Source organism: Streptomyces sp. NPDC030838, assembly GCF_055572035.1.
Genome location: NZ_JBVIED010000009.1, coordinates 19909 through 42941, shown reverse-complemented (window position 1 = coordinate 42941; position 23033 = coordinate 19909). Strand labels below are relative to the sequence as shown.

The following is a 23033-nucleotide window of genomic DNA, read 5'->3' as shown; positions in this document are numbered from 1 at the left end:
CACCCCGCTATCTCTACCTCCCACATATCCTGAACCTCCCGACCCCACCCAAACCCCCCCCCCCCCCCCCCCCCCCCCCCCCCCCCCACGGCAGGTCCCTGCCGGGAGGGTGCGCAGGGACTGTCAGGTGGGCTGCCAAACGGCGGTGTGCTGGGGCAGCCGCCCGCGCGGGCGGTGGCAGGGTGGTCGGTCAGGTGGTGGAGCGTGTCGTGCGTAGCGTCGGCGAGTGGCGCATCAGGGCGGGGTACAGGAGTCCGGCGACGACGATTCCGGCCGGGAGGGCGAGGTCGATGCCGTCGAGGGCGGTGGCGATCGGGCCGGTGTAGGGGGTGTTGACGGACAGGGCGGCGGCGGTGACGCCCGCGGCGAGGGCGAGGCCGCCCGGCCGGTTGACGCCGGCGGTGTACGAGAAGGGGCTCGCGGGGCTCTCGTCGATGAGCGCGCGGCCGTCGTAGCGGTTGCGGCGCAGCAGGATGTCGGCGGCGTACACGGCCATGGCGGGACCGACCAGGACGACGGTCAGCTGAAGGACGTCGGAGACGGTGTCGAGGAAGTCGGAGACCAGCAGCGCGTAGAGCGTGGGGGACACGGCCACGGCTCCGTCGGCCAGGACGCTGACGGTGCGGCGGACGCGGAGGCCGACGGCCTGGAGGGCGGCGAAGCCGGCGCTGTAGGCGGGCGTGCCGACCGCCACCCACGCCATCGGCGACGCCGCCGTACGCCCATGTGCTCGACTCGGTGGAGCAGGCGCGGGCGGCCTGCGACCGGCCGGTGCGGTACCAGGTGGAGCACATCGCGACGGTGCCCGACGACACCGTGCGGCGGTTCGCCGCACGGTGTCGTCGCCTCCATGCAGCCCACCCACTGCTGCGAGTTCACCCGCGCCGACCACACCGACAACCGGTCGCGGCGGCTCGGCGAGGAGCACGCGGCCGGGCCGCCTGGCCGTCGGACGCCGCGCCGACCTCACCGTGCTCGCCGACTACCCGCTCGACGTCCCCGACACCGAGCTCGACGAACTTCCCGTCCTGCTCACGGTGGTGGACGGCCGGCGCACGCACCGCGCACCGGAACTGTGACACGGGCGGCCCCACTACCGCATCGCGGGCGTCCTCTCCATCCCCTCAGAGGATGATCAATCCCCTCGGTCCGCGCACTGTTGTCAGACCGAGGTAGGAACTCTCCGCCGCACAGTCAACGCACAGCGGCTCTTTTCCCTCTTGCACGGCGAAACCCCCACCATCAGAAGGGAAACACGCCGTGCGCTCACGTACGCGCATACGCCCCGCGGCAGTTCGGCATGCCATCCTCGCCGTCACGGCGGCGGGATCGGTGCTCGCGACACCGCTATCCCCCGCCTACGCCGCGCCGTCCCCGTCGCCCGACCTGCGCGCCGATGTGAACCGCGACGGGCGGGTCGACGTCACCGGCGGCAGCGACAAGGCCGGCGAGGACGGCTGGTCCGTCGGACGCGGAGCGGTCCATCTGCCCAACCTCGACGACGACACCAAGCGCTGCCCGACCACCGGCCCCGACGGCAGACCGCTGTCCGACGCCAAGCTGGCCGCCTGCAACGACGCCTCGGACACCAAGGTGAACGGCACGGCCGACGCCGCCGACCTCGCGCGGGTCCGTTCCGTCCCGATGCCCGGCCTCGCGGCGGACGCCAAGGGCAGTGTGAAGGTGACGACGGGCGCCAAGCACACCCACGTCTTCCTCAAGCGCTCCGGCAAGTGGGTGCGGGTCACGTCCGGCACCCGGCTGACCGCCGCCGAACTGCGCGCCGGGGTGGAGTTCGGCGTCGAGGCCACCGATGTGATCCGGGACAGCGCTAAGTGGGACGGCCGGGCGGTGATCCGGCTGTCGGTGACCTCCGACGGGCGGACCACCTCCGACTCCGTCACCCTGCGCGTCGCTCCCCTCCTCACCCACCACCACCTGCAGAAGACCCAGCAGGTGATGGTCACCAAGGTGAGCGGCGCGGGCGAATACGGCCGCCTCCAGCGGAAGTTCGTCAAGGACCTGGAGAAGGAGGTCAAGGCCGCCGGTATCACCAAGCCGCTGGTGACCTTCGAGAAGTACGGGGACCCCTGGGCGCAGGACTTCGTCGAGCCCGCCTACGTCGCCATGACGGGGCCCGGCGGCAAACGTCACGTGATGCGGGTGATGCTGCGCTCGGCCCAGCTGGACCGCGAGGCGGGCCGGGAGCTGTTCGAGAAGGTGCGCGGCCGGGACGTCGGTGTCGTCCAGGTCGCCGACCAGGGCGAACCGGACGACTGGTCGCTGAACTCCATGGGGAACCTGGAGACCATCCCGCCGTACACCCACAACGGCCGTTCCTTCCCGGCCGGACGGATCATCCAGGGCTGGCGCAAGGACAGCGGACAGCGGCCGTCGCCCGCGATGCGCAAGCTCCTCAAGTCGCAGGGCCTGCAGGACCCGTTGCTGCTGGACACCTCGTGGCTGGGGGTCGGGCACGTCGACGAGTTCGTGCAGTTCCTGCCCGCCCCCGGCACCGCGCGCGGCTGGCGGATCGGGGTCGCCGACCCCGAGGCGGGCCTGCGGCTGCTGCGGGACGCCCAGCGGGACGGCCACGGCACGACGAAGATGTTCTCCGTCCCGGGCCTCGGGAACGACATGCCGGCCCCGAAGGAGACCATCGACCAGGTCCTGGCCTCCCGGCACTTCGTCGCCGACAACACGATGGCGGCCGAGCGCATCGCGGCCAACCTGGAGATCCTGAAGCGGGAGACGGGTGTCACCGACGCGGAGATCGTCCGCGTACCGGCCCTGTACACCCGCGAGGCCGAGACGCGGGCGGCCGACGGTGACGAGGTCCCCATGCCGCGGCTGACGCGTCTGGGCGGCGGGTCCTCCCTCGCCGAGACCTTCAAGGACCACGGCCAGCAGAAGTGGCTCGCGCAGGACGGGAACCGGTCCACCGGGAAGGCTCGGGCGACGGTCATGACCAGCGCGTACGTCCCCGGCGCGGTCAACGGCGTCCTCCTCGGCCGCGACCGCTACCTGGCCCCGCGCCAGTGGGGGCCGGTCATCGGCGGCAAGGACATCTTCACGGAGGCGGTCAACACCGCCTACCGGCAGGTCGGGCTGAAGGTGTCGTACATCGACGACTGGTACACGTACCACCTCGGCATGGGCGAGGTGCACTGCGGCACCAACACCCTGCGCGACGCCTCGGCGTCCTGGTGGGCGGCCCCCAGGCAGTAGCCCGCACCAACTCGCGGCACGCACCCGGAGCGTCCATGATGCCACTCGGAGTGACTTCCGACCGGACCGGACGAGAGCGGGGCGTGAGCGATGGCGACGAGGCGGGGTCTGGTGGCTGCCGCGCTGGGCATCGCGGTGGCCGCCGGAGCCTGCGCGGAGCCCGCCGCACAGGGGCGGGCGGACACCGGGCCCGGGGGACGGACGGCGGTGGTGCGGACGGACAAGGGAGCGGTGCGCGGCACGGTGGCCGCCGGTCACCGTGTCTTCCAGGGCATCCCCTACGCCGCACCGCCGACCGGTGAGCACCGCTGGGCCGCGCCCCGTCCCGTACGCCCCTGGCAGGGCGTACGGGACGCCACGCGGCCCGGTCCGCTGTGTCCGCAGGTGCCCGCCCAGTACGGCGGCGTCACCAGCCTGGAGGAGGACTGTCTGGTCCTCAACGTCACCGCTCCGGGCGGGTCCGCCCGGGGCCGCAGGGCGCCGGTGTTCGTGTGGATCCACGGCGACGGCACCATCGGCGGCGGCGCCCTGTTCGACGCCCGCCGTCTCGCCGACCGGGGCCTGATGGTCGTCACCGTCAACTACCGGCTCGGTGTCTTCGGCGGGTTCGCCCATCCGGGGCTGCCGGGTTCGGGGACGTTCGGGCTCCAGGACCAGCAGGCGGCACTGCGGTGGGTGGCCCGCAACGCCGCGGCCTTCGGCGGCGACCCCGGCAACGTCACCGTGGCCGGCTCCTCCTTCGGCGCGACGGCGATCGTCGGACACCTCACCTCGCCGTCCGCCCGGGGTCTGTTCCATCGCGCGGTGCTCTCCAGCGGCGAGGGCATGATGGACATGCCCGCCGGGATGATGGGCCCGCAGGTACCGGCCTACCCCTGGTACACCTGGCGTACCCAGCGCGAGCTGCGGGACTCCGGACGGGAGATCGCGGCCGAGCTGGGCTGCGCGGACCCCGATCACGAGCGCGCCCTGCGCTGTCTGCGCGCGCTGCCGGTGCAGCGGATCCTGGAGGTGCCGCACATCATGAACATCTTCCAGGCGTTCGCCTTCGGCGAGGGCGTCCTGCCCGAGCTGCCGGAGAAGGCCCTGGAGGAGGGGCGCTTCCACCGGGTGCCGGTGCTGTCCGGCGCGACCCGCGACGAGCACCGGCTGTTCGTCGGGCTGACGTGGGACGCGGTGAACGGCAAACTGACCGAGCGGCAGTACGAGGAGCTGGTGGTGACCGCGTTCGGGAAGGACCGCGAGGCCGCCGTGCTCGCCGAGTACCCGGCGGACGCCTTCCCCTCCCCCGCGCTGGCCTGGGCCGCCGTGGTGACCGACCGCATGTGGGCGCGGGGCACGCACGCCCAGAACACGGCCCTCGGGCGGCATGTGCCGACGTACGCCTACGAGTTCGCCGACCCGGACGCGCCCATGTATCTGCCCGTGCCGGTCAAGGAGTTCGACTTCGGCGCGTACCACGCCTCCGACACACCGTACGTGTTCGAGGAGAAGGCGGTCCGCGACCTCTTCACCCCGGCGCAGGCGCAGCTCGCCGACGCCATCACCGACTACTGGGCCGCGTTCGCCGCGACCGGGCGGCCCGCTCGGCGCGGCCTCGCGCCCTGGCCGGCGTTCGTGCCCGGCTCGCCGGCGCCGCACACCCAGTCGCTGGCCCCCGACGCCCTCACGTCCGTCGACTACGCGGCCGCCCACCACCTCGGCTTCTGGCGCCGGCTGCCCTGAGCCTCGGGGCTGCCGACATGGCTCAGGCCAAGGACTTCCCGGACTCGACGACGACCCCGTAGAGGTCGCCGATCGTCGCGAGCGCCCCCTGATGGATCTGCGCGGCGGGCAGTTCGGTGCCCGCCGCCGGCAGGGGGCGCGTCGCGCAGGCGTCGGCGACCACCGTGGGCCGGTTGCCCCGCAGGAACGCGCCCTGCGCCGTGAACAGCACGCACATGTGCGTCATGAAGCCCATGACGATGACGTCCTTGTGGCCCGCGGCGTCGACGAGTTCCCCCAGCTCGGTGCCGACGAACGCGTCCGGCACCTTCTTGACGACGACGGACTCGCCCTCGGCCGGCGCCACGCTCGGGTGGATCCGACCGATCTCGGCGCGGATGTCGTACGGGGTGCCCTCACCGCCGTCGTTGATGACGTGGATGACCTTCGCACCCGCCTCCCGGGCTCTGCCCAGCAGCTCGGCGGCGGAGTCGAGCGCCGCCTGCCAGCCCTCCAGTTCCATCACGCCGCGGACGTAGGTGTTCTGGTAGTCGACCAGGATCAGCGTCGCGTCGGCGAGCGAGGCGGGCGTCTCGTCGAAGCCCATGAGTTCACGCAGAGTGGTCGTGGCCATGGAAATGCCTCCAGGAGGTTGGAATTGCCAAGTGTGCTGCTCGGCTTGGTGATCGAGGCCCTTCGGGGCCACGCACCGAAGCTACGGTCCCGCTCCGCGTGTCGGCAATGTCATCTAACATGCAGATCCGGACATCACCGTTGCCGACCGGGCGGAGACCCCTTGAGCACCGTCGAACGACTCGTCGTCATCCTCCTCTTCGAAGGGGTCGACCTTCTCGACGTGACCGGACCACCCGAGGTGTTCTCCCTGGTGCGACGCGAGTTGGCGGGGCCGACGGGCTACCGGGTCGTCCTCGCCGCCGAGACCCGGGACCCGGTCACCACCGCCGCCGGTGTGCGCGTCGTCCCCGACGCCACCTTCGAGGAGGTGGCCGGCGAGACCATCGACACCCTCCTGGTGCCCGGCTCGGTCGAGACCGACAGCCGGGGCCGCGTCCAGGCGCTCACCGACCCGACGGTGGTCGGCTGGGTGAAGACGCTCGCCGAGCGGACACGCAGGGTCACATCCGTCTGCGTCGGGGCCCATGTCCTCGCCGCCGCCGGTCTCCTCGACGGCAAGCGCGCCACCACCCACTGGTCGACCGCGCGGCAGCTCGCCGCCGATCACCCGGCGGTCCACGTCGACGCCGACCCGATTTTCATCCGCGACGGCGACGTGTGGACCGGCGCGGGTATCAGTGCCTGCCTCGACCTGTCCCTCGCCCTCGTCGCCGACGACTTCGGGGAGGCGATGGCGCTGCGCGTCGCCCGGCAGCTCGTGATGTACCTGAAGCGGCCGAGCGGCCAGAGCCAGTTCAGCGTGCCTCTCGAACCCGTCTCCCCGACGCGCCGCATCGAAGACCTCCGCCACCACATCCTGCGCCACATCGCCGAACCGCTCACCGTCGCGGACCTCGCCGAGTACGCCCGTCTCAGCGAGCGGCAACTCACCCGCGTCTTCAAGGCCGAACTCGGCATGACCCCGAGCGCCTACGTCGAATCCGCCCGCGTCGAACTGGCCCGCAACCAGCTCGAATCCACCGACGCCACGCTGGAACGGATCGTGTCCACCTGCGGTTTCGGCACGACGGACACCTTGATCCGGGCGTTCCGCCGACGCCTGAACACCACTCCGACGGAATACCGCCGCCGCTTCCGCGCGACGACCGGCTGAGACGGCGAGGCCGCGCCGGGACCACCGACCCTGAAGTTGACCTTCGAGTTGGTTGAGAGTCGATGATGGCCGGGTGCCGAATTCCGCATTGATGCCGATCGGGGTCTTCGCCCGACGCAGTGGCCTGACCTCGAGTGCGTTGCGGTTCTACGCCGACGCGGGGCTGTTGCCCCCTGCCGAGGTGGATCCCGCATCCGGGTACCGCTACTACGACACGGGCCAGGTGGCGCGAGCCGTCCTGCTGCGCCGGCTGCGGGAGATGGCCATGCCCCTCAGCGCCGTCGAGGCGGTCCTCGGCTCCGGGCCGGAGCAGGCGTCACGGCTGATCGACGAGCATGTCGAGAAGGTGCTGGCGGACGCCGCGGCGGCGCGGCGTACGGCCGTCGCCGTCAAGGGGTCACTCGCGGGCGGGCCGAGCGTGCCGATCGCCGCGCTGAAGGGACCTGTGCTGGCCGACGCCGTCGAGCAGGTCCTCACCTCCACGGCGCACGAGGCGGGCATGCCGGTCCTCGGTGGTCTGCGCATCGAGGTCACCCCCGAGGCGATCACGCTGACCGCGACGGACCGCTACCGCCTGTCGACGCGCACCCTGGTGCCCGCCGAACCGTCGGCGGCGGAGTGGTCCGGCACGGTCTGCGGGGACGATCTGCGGGCCGCGGTCGCCGAGGTGCGCCGCAGTGCGAGGGTGCATGTCGACGCGACCCCGCACGGACTGCGGCTGCGCGCCGCGGGCCGTGCGGACCGGCACTGCCGGCTGCTGACGGAGGAGTTTCCCGACGTTCGGCTGATGCTCGCCTCGCTCGACGACGTCACCACCCGGGTGGCGGTCGCGAAGGACCCGCTCCTGCGGGCTCTGGAAGAACATCCCGGTGAACGGATCGCGCTGCGCGTGACCGGCCACGGCCTGACGCTGCTCGCGGCGGGTGGCGCCGACTCCGGGATCCGGATCCCGGCGAGAGTGACAGGGCGGGACCTTCGGATCTCCTTCGACCTGACCACCCTCTACCCCGCCGTCAGCACCGCCATCGGCCCCGATCTGCTGATCGACATGAGGGCACCCGACCAGCCCGTCACGATCCGCTCCGCCGACCGCGGAGACCTCACCACCCTGGCCATGCCCGTCAGGACCGCATGACCACTTGAGCAGCTGTCTGCCACGACGACAAGGATCCGTCCCATGACCACCTCTCCCGCCGCCGCCCCGGACCCCACCATGGAGGCCATCGCCCGAGCCGTCACCGAGGGCCGTGCCGGCCGTACCGAGGCCGCCCGCCGCGAGCTCCTGGCGCTGTGGTCCTCCATCGGTGTCACCGGCGACCCGCTGCACCGCTGCACCTGCGCGCACTACCTGGCGGATCTCTACGAAGACCCGGCCCAGGCCCTGGCCTGGAACGTCCGCGCGCTGGACGCCGCCGACGCCGTGACCGAGCAGCGCGCCCAGGAACACCACGCCGACCTGCACATCGCCGGTTTCTATCCGTCCCTGCATCTCAACCTCGCCGACGACTACCGCCGCCTCGGGTCGTTCGAGGCCGCGGCCGACCACATCGACGCGGCCGGGGAGCACGCCCCGTCCCTCTCTCAGGACTCGTACGGGGACGTGCTCCGCGTCGCGATCCGCGAGGTGGCGGAGGCCATCAGCCGGCGGGACACGGCTCCGCGGGCCTCCGCACCCGGCGCCACCGGGTGACGCTGTGCCGGCGCGCGGCCGGGGGCGTCAGAACGTCAGCTTCCAGCTGTCGATGTAGCCCGTGTCCTGGGCGGCCACGTCCTGGACCCGCAGGCGCCAGCCGCCGTTGGCCGACTCGGCCGAGGCGTCGACGGTGTAGGTGGCGATGACGTTGTCGGCGGAGTCGGAACTGCTGGAGTTCTTCAGCCGGTAGGCGGTGCCGTCCGGGGCGAGCAGGTCGACGACCAGGTCGCCGCGCCAGGTGTGCTTGATGTCCACGCCGACCCGGAGGGTGGCGGGCGCGTTTCCGGTGCGGCCCGTGACGGAGACGGTGGAGGTCACCGCGGTGCCGTTGTCGGGGATGGCGACGTCGGCGGTGTTCTCGTACGTCGTGCCCGGCGGCAGCGGGTCCGCCGTGCCCAGGGTCCAGATGGCGTGGGCGAGGGCGTCGCTGTTGCGGTCCAGGGCGGTGTCGTTGATGTTCGACGTCGTGTCGCAGGAGGAGTGGTAGCAGCGGTCGAATGCCTGCCCCGCGGTGCCGCCCCACTTGGCGGCCTGCGCCGACGTCTTGGTGCGGCTCGCTCCGGTGAAGAGTCCGCCGACGGGTATGCCGGCGTTCTTGAAGGAGGCGTGGTCGGAGCGGCCGTCACCTTCGGTCTCTATCTCCGTGGGGACGCCGATGCCCGCGTACCAGTCCTTGAAGACCTTCTCGATCGCCGGGTCGTCGTCGTAGACGAAGTAGCCGGGGTTCGGCGAGCCGACCATGTCGAGGTTGATGTAGCCCGCGATGCGTGAACGATCGGCGGCGGGAAGGTTGTTGACGTAGTACTTGGAGCCGACCAGGCCCAGTTCCTCCGCGCCCCACCAGGCGAACCGCAGGTGTTTCGTGGGCTGGAGCCCGGCGCGGGAGACGGCGAGCGCGGTTTCGAGCACGGCGGCGGACCCGGAGCCGTTGTCGTTGATGCCGGCGCCGGAGGAGACGGAGTCGAGGTGCGCGCCGGCCATGACGACCTGGTTCGGGTCGCCGCCGGGCCAGTCGGCGATGAGGTTGTAGCCCGTGGCGCCGGAGTACGTGAACTGCTGCACGGTGGTGGTGAATCCGGCCGCGTCCAGCTTGGCGCGTACGTAGTCGAGTGAGGCCTTGTAACCGGTGCGGCCGTGCGCCCGGTTGCCGCCGTTGGCGCTCGCGATCGACTGGAACTGGGTGAGGTGCGCCTTGACGTTGGCGAGGGGGATGTCGGGTGCCGCCAGGGCCTGGGATCCGGCGGGAGCCGAGGTGGCGGGGGTGGCGGAGGCGGCTGGGACGGCGGCGAGCAGACCGGCGGCCAGGGCCAGGCTCGCCACGGTCGCGGTGCGTCTGGAGAAGCGTCTGGGCAGGGTGGACTGGGGAGTTGTCATGTGGGGGGTCCGCACTTTCTCGTCGAGGGTGGGGTACCGGACGGTGCCTGAAGCGGTGGTGCCAGAGCTGTGCGGGTGCTGTGTGTGCTGCCCGATGTTCAGCGAGATGTCGATGTCCCGTCAAGATGCTTGCCGGACATGGATGTTCGCTGAGCGGACATGCCGGGAGCGGGACACCGGGCCGGCCCATGAGAAACGAGTGCGGGCGCGGGCAGAGAAAACGCCCCTGGGCCCAGGGGCGTTCAGGTTACGGCGGCCGACGCCTGCTCCCCCCTCCCCCGGCGCCTTTTCCCCCCGACGCCTATTCCTCCCCGACGCGGACGACGGCCAGCGTGATGTTGTCCGGGCCGCCCGCCTCGATGGCCGCCTTCCACAGCTCGAACGCCGCCCGTCCGTCGTCGTGCTCCCGCAGCACGCCCTCGATGACGTCGTTCGTGAGCGGGTCGGTCACGCCGTCGGTGCAGATGAGGTAGCGGTCGCCGGGCGCCAGGGGCACGGGCGTGACATGGGCGTGGACGGCCCGGTAGACGGGGGTGCCGCCCAGGCACTGGGTGACGATGGAGGTGGTGCGCTGCCCCGGCTCCAGCGGCGGGCTGTCGTCGACGCTGAGCTGGCGCAGCCCGTCCCGGGAGGCCGCGAAGACCCGGCTGTCGCCCACGTTGAACGCGAGCAGCGAGTCGGCCCGTACGACGGCGCCCGCGACCGTCGTCCCCATGGTGGCCAGCTCGCCTCCCTCGTCGCCGCCGGCGGCCTCGTAGACGGCTCGGTTGCAGGCGTCGAGGGTGTCCCGGACGGCATCCTCGCTGGTCAGAGCCGGGCCGTTCGCGGCGATCCCGCGGACGACGAGGGAGCTGGCCACGTCGCCGCCGGGGTGCCCGCCGAGGCCGTCGGCGACGGCGACGACGAGCGGGCCGCCGAGCGGGAAGACCAGGGTCTGCGGGCTCTCGGTCACGGTGGCGCACAGGGTCCAGGGCCCGACGACGAGGCTGTCCTCGTTCCGGGTCCGGAGCAGCCCGGGGTGGCTGAGCGCACTCACAGCGACGTACTGCATGGGGCGCACCGCCTTCCGTACCGGCCGCGTCGGCGGGGCCGGGTCTGCCTACCAGTCTAGGAAGGCCGGCGATCGGCCGGTGGCGATCACGGCGCCGGGCCACGGCATGATCGCGGGGCGGCCGGCCGGACCCGGGGCGTCAGGACGCTCACCCGAAGGTACGGAAGACTGGAGTCGTGGGCGTGACGCACCGCCCGGCCGGCACGGTGCCGGCAGGCACGACTCGGGAGGGAACAGCAACATGATCATCTTTGGCACCAAGGGGTACCTGTACCAGCTCGCGATACTGACGCTGGTCTGCGGCCGCTGCGGCAATCCGGCCGCGCACACCCTCAGGAAGCGCGTCACCAAGTTCACCCTGTTCTTCGTGCCGCTGTTCCCGTTCTCGACCAAGTACATGACACAGTGCACCTTCTGCGGCGCGGAGCAGCAGATCACGAAGGAGCAGGCGGAACAGCTGGAGGCGCAGGCCGCCGGCGGCCAGACCTACGGGCAGCCCCAGCAGCAGCCGTACCGGCACTGAGACCGGTGCCGGGCGCCGTGCCGCCGGGCGGCATGATGAGGGGCGTGACGAACAGCGCGACGACGCATCCCGCCCGCATACCGGGCTACGACGGCGGCCCCTTCATCCACCGCCCCGGACTTCTGGACGAGTGCCTGTTCTGGCTGGGGCACCTGTACAGCTGCGCCGCCGAGGCGGAGGCCGAGGAGCTGCTGCTCGGCGCGGACGAGGAGGCGGCGGCGGACCTTCAGCGGCGGCTGATGAACGGGGAGGACGGGGAGGACTGGCCCGTCTTCACCGTGCCGCTGCACGGCGGCCACCGGCTGTACGTGGTGTACCGCGCCTTCCCGGACGACTCGGGCATCGACTACCTCCTGCACCACCCGGACTGGGACCGCGCCGAACTGCTCGCGCGGGACGAGGGCCACTTCATGGGCCCCGCGCTGTCCTGGCCGGAGCTGTGCGCGGCGACGGACAACGGGCTGCCGGGCGGCAGCACGTCCGACCCGCACGCCCGGCTGCTGCTGTTGCTGCCCGCGTTCGGGGACGCGGCGGTGCCCGACGACGCGGTGGACCGCCTGGCCGCCGCCCTCCGCGCGCGTACGACGGTGGACGCTCCCGAGCCGCTCGCCGCCGCACTGCTGGACGCCCAGGGTCCGGCCGGTGCCGTGCGGTGGTCCGTCGCCGAGGGCGTCGGGCGGGTCAGCGACGGCGACTACTCCTACCGCAACCCGGCCAACCACTTCGCGCTCCCACCCGCCCGCCTGGCCAGGATCAGCGGCGCGCTGGACGGGGGCGGCGCGTGATCCGCGGCACGCGAGGAGTGAGCGGTGAGCAGGGCCGGAGGGGGACCGGTCATGACGGATCGTCAGGTCTGTTGCGGATTGGCCGGATCGGGTCGCTCGGAGACTGATCCATCCGCCCTCGCCGGGGAGGGTGCGCCACTACGATGGCGGCATGTCCGTTCCTGTCGGTTCGTCCCCATGCCACGGATCCGTGGCCCTCAGCAACGCCGCGGACGCGCTGTCCGCGCTGTCCAACGGCCGTCGGCTGAGCATTCTGAACGCGGTCGTCGAACTGAACGCGGCATCCGGGCCCGCACGCCTGGCGGATCTCGGGCAGAAGGTGGGCCTCGACCTCAGGACCCTGTCCAAGGAGGTCGTCCGCCTCACCGGGGCCGGGCTGGTCCGGCGCGAGGAGGGGCTGCTGACGGCGGAGCTGGAGGCACTGGGCCGGCTCGCCGAATCCGTCGCCGAGCACACCGTCCTGAACCGCGTCATCCCGCCGGACTCTCCCCTGCGCCGCTATCTGACGCACGGCAGGATCGCCTCGCTGCCGAAGCGCCCCGAGGACCTGGAGGCGATCGCCCTCGCCCTGGCCGCTCTGCTGCCGGAGGACCGCTCGCTCACCGAGAGCGAGGTCAACGAGCTGCTGGGGCAGGCGGGTGACGACGTGGCGGCGCTGCGGCGGCTGCTCGCGGACTTCGCCCTGGTCGACCGTTCGGGGTCGGCGGAGTACCGCCGTCGGCCGTTGCCGAGCCCCGTGGCCGCGCGGTGACGGGCGGGGACCCCGACCTCCCGGTCGTCGACTTCGACGACGTCGCCGGCTTCGCCCGGGCCTGGCGGCGGCGCCCGTGTGTGGTGCGCGGGCTGGACGGACTCGGGTCGGTGGACGTGTACGGCATCTACGCCCGCATCGGCGCCGCCGTCCGCGCGGGCACGCACCGCCGTACGGACGACGTCAAACTGTTCACCGCTCCCCCGGTGCCGGACGGCATGGGCCCCTACCTGCCCGACGCGGAGGAGGACTTCGCCGGTCATGCCGCACGGGTCTCCCGCGCGCTCGGTACGGACTGGAGCTTCGTCGTCAACTCCGCGCAGTCCGTCTCCCCGGAGCTGTACCGGTACGCGCGCGAGGTGTTCGTACGGCTGCGGGACACGGACGACGGGCTTCCGGCGGGTGTGTCGGACTGCTTCGTCGTCGCCGGCTCCTACGCCACGGGGCCGACCCAGATCCACAAGGACACCGCGGACGTCTTCATGTTCGTGGCCGAGGGCGTCAAGACGATGCTGCTGTGGCCGTACGAGTCCCTGCTGGAACACGTTCCGGCGGACGCGGATCCGGCGCACGACTACGTGGCCCTCAAGGTCGGGCCGGACGCCGTCGGCGTACCGCCCCGCAGGCTCACCGGCGGGCCGGGGGACGTGCTCTACTGGCCGGCGTCGTACTGGCACTGCGCGGAGTCGGACGGGCGGCCGTCCCTGAGTCTGCACCTGGCCACCCACAACTTCCGCGACGTGACTCCCGTGTGGGCGGGCGCGTTCGCGCGGGCGGGAGTCGGGGCGGGTCCGCCGCGGTGGGAACGGTCGGAGCGGGCGCTGGGCGCGGACGGTCCGGTGTTCGGGCGCGAGGCCGCGGACGCGGCCACCTCGGCCGTGCAGGAGTGGGCACTGGCCCGCCACAGCACCGCCAACTTCGAGATCCTGCCGCCCCTCGCGCGCGACAAGCCGCCGGCGTGGGGCACGGGCGACGCGGTGGCCGTGCAGCGCGCCCCGGTGTCGTGGGCGCGGGACGCCGGTGACCCGAGCCGGGTGATCGTGGCGGCCAACGGCCGCTCGTTCCGCGTGCCGTACCGGGAGACGACGGTGGCGCTGCTGACGGCACTGGCCTCCCTTCAGGCCGGAGCGGTGCTTCCCCTGGCGCCGTGGCGGACCGCGGCCGGACTCGACCCGGAGGCGGCGGCGGTTCTGGACGCCGTCCATCTCGCCGGTGCCGTGGACGTCAGCTGACGCGGCTCGCGCGGGCGGGGAGCACGAGAGTCACGGCCAGGGGCTCGGCGGCGACCGCCCGCGCCACGGCGGCCACTTCGGCGTCGGACACCACCCGGAGAGCGGCGAGCAGCGACCCGACGAACCGCGCCGGCAGTCCGGCGCACTGCGCCTCCGCCTGGGTCGCCAGCACGCGCGGTGCCGGGCCGAGTCGGCGCAGCAGACGGGTGCGTACGATGCGCCGGGCCGCGTCGGCCGCCTCACCGGGCACGGCCGCCGGGTCGGCGTGAACGGCGCGGACGAGGGCCATCACCCGGTCGACGGCGCTGACATCGGGCGCCGCCAGCATGACGAACTCCCCGTGCTCCAGGTCGAGCAGGCAGTCCCAGAGGTAGGTCAAGCCGTGCCGGAAGCGCAGGGTGTCGTCGAGGAGCGAGCCGTACGGGCCGCACAGAGCCTGGTTGGCGAGGAGCACCGCGGCGAGCTCCCGGACGGTGCCCACCGGTGGCACGGCCCGGCGGATCTGGAGGTGGGCCGTCTCGGCGCGGTGCGAGGTGATCTCCAGCCGTGCGGGCGGGGGCGCGCCGCGCGGCAGTCGGACCGGCAGGTTCGGGTCCGGAGGCGGCAACGGGGCGGGAAGGTGCGCGGCGGGGTGGGCGGCGGTGAGGATCACGCGTGGGGCGGGGGCCTGGACGGTCAGTCTGCGGGCATCCTCGGTCAGCCGCGCGATGAGGGCGTCCGCGCCGAGCCGGGCCGGGGTGGAGGTGGCCTGCGCGGGGTCGCGGAGTGCGGCGGTGGCCAGGGCCGCGAGGTCGTACGAGGTGCGGGTGCGGATGGCGACAGCCCGTTCAAGGGCCCGGTCGGTGCCCTCGTCGCGAACGGTCGCGGCCGGGGGCCGGCGCAGGGCCTCCGCGGCGTCCCAGAGCCGTGACGGGTCCGGGTCCACAGGGGTGACCTCCACGCCGACGACCCGCCCGTGGTCCATGACCGGGCGGGGCTCTCCGAGAGGCGCACAGCGCTCCCAGACGCGGGGCAGCGCCAACGCGTCGTCGACGATCCGGGCAGCGGCCGGGCGGTCGGGTAGCGCGCCGAGGAGGCGTATCTGCAGGCGCGGGGGCGCGTCGGCGGTGACGTAGCAGCGCAGGCTGCGGATGGGATCGGCGCGGTCGGCGCCGCATACCGTGCCGTCGGTGGCGGGACGGCTCATCGGCCGGACCGCTCGGCGATCTCGGCGCGCGGGCCCGTGGTGAGCAGGTCGGCGAACCGGCGCAGCGTGGCGGCGTCGGCCGCGTCCACGGCGGCGAGTACGTCGTCGGGGCCGCACGGGTGGCCGGAGCTGCCGTGCAGAAGGTCCAGCGCGTCCAGAGCGGCGAGGTCGGCGGGGTCGGGGCGGTCCTGCCGTATCGCCGCCCGGACAGGGGCGAGATCGGCGGTCGCGACGCGCGGGAGGGGCGAGAGGACGTCGTGCAGCGGGATGTCCCGTCCGTCGGTGGCCGCCGCCATGGCGTACAGGTGGCCGCCGCGGACCGGTGCCACCGCCCGTGGCGCGAGGGCCCGCCCGGACAGCCAGCGTGTGCCGGGCGGCGGTGGCCGCCGTTCGAGCAGCCCGGCGGCCAGCCAGGACGCCGCGGCGACCTCGGCGGTGCGGGGCAGCACCCAGGCGAGGGCGCGGGCGTCGGCGGCGGTGTCGCTGTCGCCGTCGGTGGCGATCCGGCCCAGGGCGGGGCGGAGGGGCGCGGGGTCCGGTTCGCCCGTCTCGCCCACAGAGGGACGTACAGGCGCGGAGTCCGGCACGCCGATCCCGCCCACGGCCGCCCGGCGCACGGACGCGGAGTCCGGACCGGCGATCCCACCCGCAGCCGGGCTCACAGCCGCAGGGGCTCGTTCCGCGGCGCGGCCCGGCGCGCCGCACATGCGGGCCAGGTCGTCGGCCGTCGGTGTGGCCGTGGGACCGGCCAGGGTCACCGCGTAGGCGCGGCCCTGCGTGAAGTGGCCGAGTTCGGTGGCGAGGTCGGGCAGGTCGCGGGTGTCCGCCCGGACCGGGACGGGGTCGAAGCCGGGGTCGCCGCGGAGCAGGGCGGCCAGGTGGCGGCGCGGGAAGCCCGGCAGTGGGTGTTCGCGCAGGCCGCGGTGTTCCAGGCGGATCAGGTCGAGGGCGGCGCGGATCGGGGCGGGCGGGGGCGGTGCCGTGACGCGGGCCAGCCGGGCGGCGACGGCCCGGACGACGGTCGCCGTCTCCTGCGGGGGGCAGGCGTGGTGGAGGAGGACCGCGTGCTCGGTGGTCTCTCCCCACTCCAGGGTCAGCCCGCGGGGCTCGTGGGCGAACCAGACGTGCTCGAAGAGGTGGGCGAGGCCGGGGCGGTGCGGCGGGTCGTCGAGGTATCCGCGGTCGAAGGCCACGCAGACCACGCTGGACGGGCTGTCCGGGACGATCCGTACGGCGGTGCGCGGGGAGCCGTCCCGTACGGCGCTCAGCACGCCGTGTCCACCGGGTCCGGATCGGGGTCGGGGTCGGCGGGCGCCGGTGGCGCGGTGCGGTGCCGGGCCGCCATCAGGGCCAGCCCGGTGACCGCCGCGACCACCGTGACCAGTCCGGAGACGACGAAGGTGGCCTGGGCATGGGCGGCGGCGAACAGGCCGCCGAGGCCGTAGCCGACCAGGAAGAAGGTGTTCACGACCGATCCGGCCGCGGCGTGGGCCCGGCCTCGCAGGGCTTCCGGGGTGCGCGTCTGGACGGAGGTCCGCATGGCGATGTTCTGGTAGGCGTTGGCTGCTCCGGCGCACACGGCCATCACAACGGACACGCCGACCAGCGTGAACGCCCCGAACAGCACGATCGCGAGGCCCATGGCCGCCGCGCCGGCCAGCACCGCCCGCTCCGGGGCGGCCCATTCCCGGCGGGCGGCAAGAGCCGCGCCGAGCAGGGCGCCCGCGCCCCAGGCGGTGGTGAGCACGCCGAGGACGGTGCCGCCGGAGTCGAGGGGGCCGGTCACGAAGAACACCATGGCGACGTTGACCATGGAGCTGGCCGAGACGGTGAGGACGACCACCGGCAGGACGGCCCGCAGCTCGGCCTGCCGGGAGAGGAACCGCACGCCGTCCGTGGCGCCCCGCCACCAGGGTCCGCCGTCGCCGTCCACCGGCCGGTGCACCCGGGCCAGTGCGACCGCGACCGCCGCCACGGCGAAGGAGACGGCGTCGGCGAGCAGCGCGGTCCGGATGCCCCACACCGCGACGAGGACACCGCCGAGGACCGGCCCGACGAGGGTGGAGGCGGCGCGGCCCGCCTCCAGCAGACCGTTGGCACGGGCCGGGAACGCCTCCCCGGCGAGGACGGGCATCAGCACGATCGCGGCGGGGGTGGCGACCGCCGCGCACACCCCGACCACGGTGGTGCCGGTGAGCAGGACGGGAGTCGTCGGCCAGGCGCTCATCACGACCAGGACGGCGGCCTGGACGAGCGAGACCAGGACGAGGACCCGCCCCGCGTCCCGGCGGTCCAGCAACTGGCCCGCCAGCGGCGCCAGCAGCACCGCCGGCGCGAGTTGCAGTGTGAGCAGGGCGGCGACGAGCAGCGACCGGCCGTCGCCGGCGAGTTCGACCAGGACGGCGATGGCCGCGATCTCGTCGCCCATGGCGGAGACGAACACCGCGAGCAGGAAGACCGCGGCGGCCGCGGGGTGGTGGCGGCGGGTGCCGCCGAGGGTGGGTGTGTGGGTCATCTTCTCCGGCCCGTGAGGACGTAGTCGGCGTCGTCGCCGAACGCGTGCAGGTGGGTGAACCCGGCCTCCGCGAACATCTGCGCGAGGTCCGCCATCGGTCGCAGACGGCGCAGCTGGGTGCCTTCCTCCGCCATGCGGACCCGGCCGTCCCGGTCGACGACGTGGACCGTCCGCTCGACCCTGAGCAGACGTCCGTCGTCCTCGGTGCGGCGCCGCTCCTCGACGCGGGCGGTGCGGCCGTCGCCGACCGGGACGTCCGGGCGGCGCACCCAGCCGGTGCGGGTGCGCAGCACGTCCGGATCGCCAGCGGAGCCGCTGAGCGCGAGGGTGCCGCCGGGCACGAGCGCGGCCGCGTAGCTGCGCAGCGACGCGCGGGCCAGGTCGTCGTCGGTGACGAAGCTGAACGCGTTGAGCGGGCAGAACAGCGCCGCGTAGCCGCCGAGCGCGGGGTCCAGCGGGGCGAAGCTGCCCTGGTGGACGACCGGGTCGAGGCCGAGCCGGGCGGCCTCGGTCCGGCACACCGCGGTCATCTCCGCCGAGAGTTCCAGGCCGTGCACACGGTGACCGGCGGCCAGCAGGCGCAGCAGCAGACGTCCGGTGCCGCTGCCCAGTTCCAGGGCGGTGCCCCCGGCGCGGGCAACGATGCCGGTGAACACCTCGTCCTCGCCGAACCGTTGGTCGCTGATGGCGGCGGCGTACACGGTCCCTATGAGACCGCTGTAGAAGCCGCTGCCGGGGTCGAAGTCGATCTCGGTCGATGTCATACGGCCTTCCTGGTGCCGTCGTTCGGGTGTCGCCGGGGCCGGTCAGTAGCGCAGGGCGTTGTCGGGCAGCCGGGCGGGGCCGTCGGGGTCCGGGTGCCAGTGGGCGTAGCGGCGGTGTACGGCGTCGAGGTGACCGCGGTAGAGGTCGAGCATCTGCCGCAGCACGACGAAGAGATGGTCGACCCGGGCCGGGGTCAGCCCGCGTTCCTCGGAGAGCAGGAGGGCCGGGAGTCCGCCGTGGTCGCCCTCGACGTCCTCGGCGTCGTGGGCGCGGAAGGCGTCGAGCACCCGCCCGGGGACGCCGTGCCGGTCCTGGAGCAGGTCGAGGACGTCGACGCCGGGGCGGGCGCCGTCGCCGCCGTGCGCGGGGACCTCCGGCAGCACGAGCGCCGCCGCGAACTCGGCGACCCCCTGCCAGGCGAACGCGCCGTAGGAGTGGCTGTACGCCATCGTCTCGGCGGCCTCGCGGGCGTGGCGCAGCGCCTCGGTGTCGAGTCCGGCGGCCGGGAAGCCGCCGACGAGGAGCTCGCCGTGCCCGGACTCCGAGGCGCGGAAGTCCTCCAGGGCCTCCCGCTGGACGGCGGTCATCGGGTGCCGGAACACCGGTTCGGTGGACCAGGACGCGGCGCGGACGACGAAGTACGTCTCGGCCAGGAAGCCCAGGGCCAGCCCGCGATGGGGTTCGCCGGCCAGGTCCCGCAGCAGCGGCGCGCCGGACAGGACCCGGGGGAACTCCCGCCGGAAGGTGTCCACGAGCCGGCAGGCGACGTACGCCCCGGGGACCGGGTCGAGCCGGGCCGCGTCGGGATCCACCAGCAGGCCGGCGCTGAACAGCCGCTCGATGGCGCCGATCGCCTCCGTCTCGTCGCAGTCCAGCAGGTCGCGGAACCCGGCGACGAGTTCGTCCGGGGAGAGACCGGCCGTCAGCCGGCGCAGCGCGGGCAGGGACACGTCGTTGGCCGGGAGCGCGGCCCGGTAGGTGCCGTCCTGGATGCGGACCGTGTCCCCGGCCACCTCGAGGGTGACGTGACGGCTGAAGCGGGGGCGTACGGCGGAGTCGATGACAGCGACCATGCGGGCTACCTCTCGGCGGGCTTGACGAAGATGCGGCCTTGGGTGTCGATGCGGTGGAGCAGCACGGGATGCTTCAGTCCGGCGAGGTACTCGTCCGTGGCGCGGGTCGCCCCGGACAGCTTGCCGTAGTCGTCGACGAGGACGACACCCCCGGGTGATACCCGCGGGTACAGCTCCCGCAGTTCGTGCAGGGTCGACTCGTACTGGTCGGTGTCGAGCCGCAGCAGGGCGATCGTGTCGGGGGCGTGTTCCGGGAGGGTGTCCTGGACGAGGCCCGGGACGCAGTGGACGTGTTCGGCCGGGTAGCCGGCGGCGGTGATGCGGGCGTGGACCTCGGCGGCGGTCACGCCGGCCGTCATGTGGCCGGGCGCTCCGGCGGGGGCGGGCGGGGCGTCCAGTCCGACGAAGCCGTCCTGCGCGCCGGGCCGTTCCCAGTCCCAGCCGAAGGTGTCGTACAGGTACAGGTCCCGGTCGCGTACGCCCGCGCCGGTGAGGGCGAGCGCCGCCAGCAGCATGCTGCCGCCGCGCCACACCCCGCACTCGACGAGGGCGCCGGGCACACCGGCGGCGGCGATGTGGCGTACGGCCGTCCAGAGGGCGTAGCGGGCCGCGGCTGAGGTGAGGGTGAGGTCGTCGCAGGCTCGCGCCGCGCGCTGGAACTCGGGGTCGGCGTCGAGGTCGGGGGCGGCGGAGACGGCCTTGGGGATCTCCACGTTGACGTCGCGCAGGGCGGGCCGCGGCGCGTCCGTGACGATGCCGGCCTGGCGCAGTCGGTCGACGGTGGCGGTCAGGGCCGAGGGGTCGGAGGCCAGGACGGGTGACAGGGCCTGGGCCAGCTGCTCGGGGGGTGTGCCGCGGGCGATCTCCGCGAGCAGGACGAGGATGCCCGGGTCGGCCTGCCACAGGTCGAACGGGCGGTCGGCGTGGCCGAGGACGAGCCGTCCGTCGCGGGCGGCCACGAAGGCGCCGTCGTTGATGTTCATGCCGCCGCCCCGGGGTCGAGGGCGCCGCGTCGGGTGAGTTCCGTCAGCAGGGTCGCCGCGTCGGCGTCCGACCCGGCGCCGGCCGCGCGGGCGAGGCCCGCCCACTCCGCGAGGGTGCGGGTCGTGCCGGAGGTGAGCACGGGGAGGAAGACGTCGAGCCAGGCGGCGCCGCCGACGCGCAGGATGTGGCCGTTGGCGGCGAGGTAGGTGGTGCCGTCGGCGGTCCGGGTGGCCAGGGTCGATCCGGCGGGCACGGTCAGCGGGGTGTCGGGCGCCGGCCGGGGCAGGTCGCGGGGCGGGGGGACGACCTCGAAGTGGGAGGCGGTCTCCCGTTTGAGTCGGCGCAGCCGCAGGTCCAGGTCGAGGCCCCCGCTGTCGTCCAGGAGCCGCGCGACCGTCTTGCGGACGTGGGTGTCGGCGGCCGCGCCGTCCTGGCCGCCGCCGTGGAACCGGCCGGTGCCCAGCTCGGCGCCCGCGAGGCGCCCGAGGCGGCGCAGCAGCAGGGCGAGGCGGTCGTCCCACTGGTAGTGGGCGAGGTGCAGGGACACCGCGGGCCCGCCGTCGGAGGTGGCGCAGTGCCAGCGGTCCGACGGCCAGTACAGGACGGTTCCGGGGCCGCCCTCGACGACCGTAGCGGTGTCCAGGTGGTCCTCGACCCGCACCGACGACGGCAGGTTGACCTGCCGCTGGCGCGCCTCGGGCCCGGCCCTGTCGGCGAACACCTCGAACGGCCAGGTGTAGTACCGCTTGTGGCCGCTCAGCACGTAGGTGAAGACGCCTGCGGTGTCCTTGTGGATGTACGTCGGCGCGGTGCCGTAGACGGAGGCGATGACGTGGCAGTCGACACCGCCGGGCGGGCCGCCGCCGATCGCGGCGAGGACGGGGTCGACGTGCCGCCGCAGGATCCGGAAGAACTCCCAGTCGAATTGCTGGAGGGAGTTGACGGTGAGAGCGAACGAGGTGGCGCCGGTGGCCAGCATGCGCCGGGCGTAGCCGGTGAAGCCGCCGTCACCGTCGCGGGTGGGGAGGTAGGCGTCGACCCGGGACGGGTTGACGAAGTGGTCGTCGGCGAACAGCCGGACGTCCTGCGGGTCGGGCAGGGTGGCGCGCCGGGCGGCGGCGGTGCAGACAAGGGCGAACAGCTCTTCCTCGTCGAACGGGTCGGCGGTCGGCGGGAGTTCGAGCACGCGTGGGTGCGTCTCCCAGAACGCGGCCACGTCCCACGCGGGCCCCGCGTGCGGCTGTCCGGTCATCGCAGGGACCGCCTCGCCTGGTCGACGTACGGCTGGACGCGCGGGTCCCGGGCGCTCAGGCGTTCGCCGTGCTCGCGGACGAAGGCGTCGGGGTCGGCGATGTGCTCCGCCTTGAGCAGGGTGGCCAGTTCCTCGCCCTGGGCGCCGGACCACAGCAGCGCGGCGAGGAGCTGCGTGTCCCCGCCGCCCACGTGCAGACGGGACATGATCTTGCGGCGGCGGAACTCGGGGACCGCCGGCAGCAGCCGGGCGATCGCGTCGTCCTCGCGTGCCGCGTCCGCCCGTTCCAGCAGGGCGGTCACCTCGTCGGGCGGGTTGTCGCACATCTCGTCCACCACGTGGATCAGATGGATCGGGTCCACCAGCCGCAGGGCCGTGTCGAGGCTGCCGCGGTACAGGTCCCGGTTGGCGCGGCGCAGCATGGCGAGGCCGTCGATCCAGCGCTGGACGTTGGACGTCCGGTGGAACGCGGCGGGCAGGTAGGCGGCGCCGGGCGGGATGAACTCGTGCGGGCGGTGCGGCGGGGTGCCGTCCGGCTCCGCGGTGCGGGGCGTGCAGCGGATCGACACCGTGACGGACGGCTTCTCGATCCAGTACAGCTCGTGGACCATGGTGGGCAGGATCGGGGAGACGGCGGTGTCGCGCATCATGGTGCGGCTCAGCGTCGAGACGTCCCCGAACGTCACGCCGTCGCCGAGCGCGTCGGGGGACGCGAAGGCGTACTCGAGGTGGACGCGGCGTCCGCTGAGGGCCATGAACGCGCCGGGCGAGACGTGCTTGTGCAGAGTCGAGGCGTTCTGGAGCCAGTACAGGACGTCGACCCGCAGGGTGTCGGTGCGGATGACGGTGATGGACGCGTTGCCGAAGTAGTTCTCCCAGTCCTGCTCGGGCCAGCGGCGCGGGTCGGCCAGCAGGTCGGCCAGCAGCAGTCCGGGGTCGACCCGGGCGAGGGTGTCCGCGTCCGCGAGGACGGCGGCCAGGGTCCGCGCCCGGCGGGCGTCGTCGTCGGGTCCGGCCGCGGTGTCGTGCGCGGCCGGTTCGACGGCGGCGAGCGCGTCCTCCAGATCGCGGAAGGCCTCCAGCGTCTTCACAGCGGCTTCCTTTCGGCGTTCGAAGCGGGCGGCGGCG

General features: G+C 73.6%; 20 protein-coding genes and 2 pseudogenes. 10 read left to right on the top strand and 12 right to left on the bottom strand.

All coding sequences use genetic code 11. The features are described from left to right. Positions 1–190: 190 nt before the first annotated feature. A pseudogene (locus ACZ42A_RS22910) lies at positions 191–676 on the bottom strand (nitrate reductase); the annotation flags it as partial. Between ACZ42A_RS22910 and ACZ42A_RS22905 the strand changes: the two are divergent. From ACZ42A_RS22905 to ACZ42A_RS22895, 3 genes and pseudogenes are all read left to right on the top strand, one after another. Further along, positions 675–1079 (top strand): annotated as a pseudogene (locus ACZ42A_RS22905) (amidohydrolase family protein); the annotation flags it as partial. The pseudogenes ACZ42A_RS22910 and ACZ42A_RS22905 sit on opposite strands and share 2 nt — an antisense overlap. Positions 1080–1260: 181 nt before the next feature. After that, complete coding sequence (locus ACZ42A_RS22900) at positions 1261–3228, top strand: protein-arginine deiminase domain-containing protein (protein ID WP_468529107.1); 1968 nt, start codon at positions 1261–1263, stop codon at positions 3226–3228. A gap of 90 nt (positions 3229–3318) precedes the next feature. Next, entirely contained in the window at positions 3319–4953 is a 1635-nt protein-coding gene (locus ACZ42A_RS22895) for a carboxylesterase/lipase family protein (protein ID WP_468529106.1), read from the top strand. A 22-nt stretch (positions 4954–4975) separates the two neighbouring features. Here the strand turns inward: ACZ42A_RS22895 and ACZ42A_RS22890 are convergent, their stop codons facing one another. Continuing rightward, on the bottom strand, positions 4976–5566 hold the full coding sequence (locus ACZ42A_RS22890; protein ID WP_468529105.1) for a cysteine hydrolase family protein: 591 nt from the start codon (positions 5564–5566) through the stop codon (positions 4976–4978). A gap of 162 nt (positions 5567–5728) precedes the next feature. Between ACZ42A_RS22890 and ACZ42A_RS22885 the strand changes: the two genes are divergently transcribed. From ACZ42A_RS22885 to ACZ42A_RS22875, 3 genes are all read left to right on the top strand, one after another. Then, a complete protein-coding gene (locus tag ACZ42A_RS22885) occupies positions 5729–6721 on the top strand; it encodes a GlxA family transcriptional regulator (RefSeq protein WP_468529104.1) in 993 nt (330 codons plus the stop codon). Between the two features lie 73 nt (positions 6722–6794). Continuing rightward, positions 6795–7856, top strand: a complete 1062-nt coding sequence (locus ACZ42A_RS22880) for a DNA polymerase III subunit beta family protein (RefSeq protein ID WP_468529103.1) — start codon at positions 6795–6797, stop codon at positions 7854–7856. A gap of 42 nt (positions 7857–7898) precedes the next feature. Next, positions 7899–8411 carry a hypothetical protein gene (locus ACZ42A_RS22875; protein WP_468529102.1) on the top strand — a complete coding sequence of 171 codons (513 nt, stop codon included), beginning with the start codon at positions 7899–7901 and terminating at the stop codon, positions 8409–8411. A 27-nt stretch (positions 8412–8438) separates the two neighbouring features. Here the strand turns inward: ACZ42A_RS22875 and ACZ42A_RS22870 are convergent, their stop codons facing one another. Both ACZ42A_RS22870 and ACZ42A_RS22865 read right to left on the bottom strand, forming a co-directional pair. Beyond that, positions 8439–9788: a M28 family peptidase gene (locus tag ACZ42A_RS22870; RefSeq protein WP_468529101.1), complete on the bottom strand. Its 1350-nt coding sequence runs from the start codon at positions 9786–9788 to the stop codon at positions 8439–8441. A gap of 301 nt (positions 9789–10089) precedes the next feature. Then, a complete protein-coding gene (locus ACZ42A_RS22865; RefSeq protein ID WP_468529100.1) occupies positions 10090–10839 on the bottom strand; it encodes a PP2C family protein-serine/threonine phosphatase in 750 nt (249 codons plus the stop codon). Between the two features lie 241 nt (positions 10840–11080). Here ACZ42A_RS22865 and ACZ42A_RS22860 point away from each other — a divergent pair, with 241 nt between their 5' ends. The 4 genes from ACZ42A_RS22860 to ACZ42A_RS22845 all read left to right on the top strand — a co-directional run bounded on the left by ACZ42A_RS22860 (position 11081) and on the right by ACZ42A_RS22845 (position 14130). Further along, a complete protein-coding gene (locus tag ACZ42A_RS22860; protein WP_468529099.1) occupies positions 11081–11362 on the top strand; it encodes a zinc-ribbon domain-containing protein in 282 nt (93 codons plus the stop codon). A gap of 44 nt (positions 11363–11406) precedes the next feature. Continuing rightward, a complete protein-coding gene (locus ACZ42A_RS22855; RefSeq protein WP_468529098.1) occupies positions 11407–12147 on the top strand; it encodes a hypothetical protein in 741 nt (246 codons plus the stop codon). Between the two features lie 190 nt (positions 12148–12337). Further along, positions 12338–12898 carry a DUF2087 domain-containing protein gene (locus ACZ42A_RS22850; RefSeq protein ID WP_468529097.1) on the top strand — a complete coding sequence of 187 codons (561 nt, stop codon included), beginning with the start codon at positions 12338–12340 and terminating at the stop codon, positions 12896–12898. Next, positions 12895–14130: a JmjC domain-containing protein gene (locus ACZ42A_RS22845; protein WP_468529096.1), complete on the top strand. Its 1236-nt coding sequence runs from the start codon at positions 12895–12897 to the stop codon at positions 14128–14130. The genes ACZ42A_RS22850 and ACZ42A_RS22845 overlap by 4 nt, the downstream gene beginning before the upstream one ends. On the opposite strand, the gene ACZ42A_RS22840 is transcribed toward ACZ42A_RS22845, so the two are convergent. From ACZ42A_RS22840 to ACZ42A_RS22805, 8 genes are read right to left on the bottom strand one after another with little or no spacing between them, the layout of a single operon-like run. After that, positions 14123–15316 carry a peptidase M16 family protein gene (locus tag ACZ42A_RS22840; RefSeq protein WP_468529095.1) on the bottom strand — a complete coding sequence of 398 codons (1194 nt, stop codon included), beginning with the start codon at positions 15314–15316 and terminating at the stop codon, positions 14123–14125. The two genes, ACZ42A_RS22845 and ACZ42A_RS22840, sit on opposite strands and share 8 nt — an antisense overlap. Beyond that, on the bottom strand, positions 15313–16587 hold the full coding sequence (locus ACZ42A_RS22835) for a hypothetical protein (protein WP_468529094.1): 1275 nt from the start codon (positions 16585–16587) through the stop codon (positions 15313–15315). Before ACZ42A_RS22835 ends, ACZ42A_RS22840 begins: the two co-directional genes overlap by 4 nt. Continuing rightward, positions 16581–17831 (bottom strand): MFS transporter, encoded by a 1251-nt coding sequence (locus ACZ42A_RS22830; protein WP_468529093.1) that lies wholly within the window; start codon positions 17829–17831, stop codon positions 16581–16583. Before ACZ42A_RS22830 ends, ACZ42A_RS22835 begins: the two co-directional genes overlap by 7 nt. Then, positions 17828–18595 carry a class I SAM-dependent methyltransferase gene (locus ACZ42A_RS22825; protein ID WP_468529092.1) on the bottom strand — a complete coding sequence of 256 codons (768 nt, stop codon included), beginning with the start codon at positions 18593–18595 and terminating at the stop codon, positions 17828–17830. Before ACZ42A_RS22825 ends, ACZ42A_RS22830 begins: the two co-directional genes overlap by 4 nt. Positions 18596–18637: 42 nt before the next feature. Further along, on the bottom strand, positions 18638–19669 hold the full coding sequence (locus tag ACZ42A_RS22820; protein WP_468529091.1) for a hypothetical protein: 1032 nt from the start codon (positions 19667–19669) through the stop codon (positions 18638–18640). A gap of 5 nt (positions 19670–19674) precedes the next feature. After that, a complete protein-coding gene (locus tag ACZ42A_RS22815) occupies positions 19675–20652 on the bottom strand; it encodes a TylF/MycF/NovP-related O-methyltransferase (RefSeq protein WP_468529090.1) in 978 nt (325 codons plus the stop codon). Next, positions 20649–21905, bottom strand: a complete 1257-nt coding sequence (locus ACZ42A_RS22810; RefSeq protein WP_468529089.1) for a hypothetical protein — start codon at positions 21903–21905, stop codon at positions 20649–20651. The genes ACZ42A_RS22815 and ACZ42A_RS22810 overlap by 4 nt, the downstream gene beginning before the upstream one ends. Next, a complete protein-coding gene (locus ACZ42A_RS22805; protein ID WP_468529088.1) occupies positions 21902–22996 on the bottom strand; it encodes a hypothetical protein in 1095 nt (364 codons plus the stop codon). The genes ACZ42A_RS22810 and ACZ42A_RS22805 overlap by 4 nt, the downstream gene beginning before the upstream one ends. Positions 22997–23033: the final 37 nt, after the last annotated feature.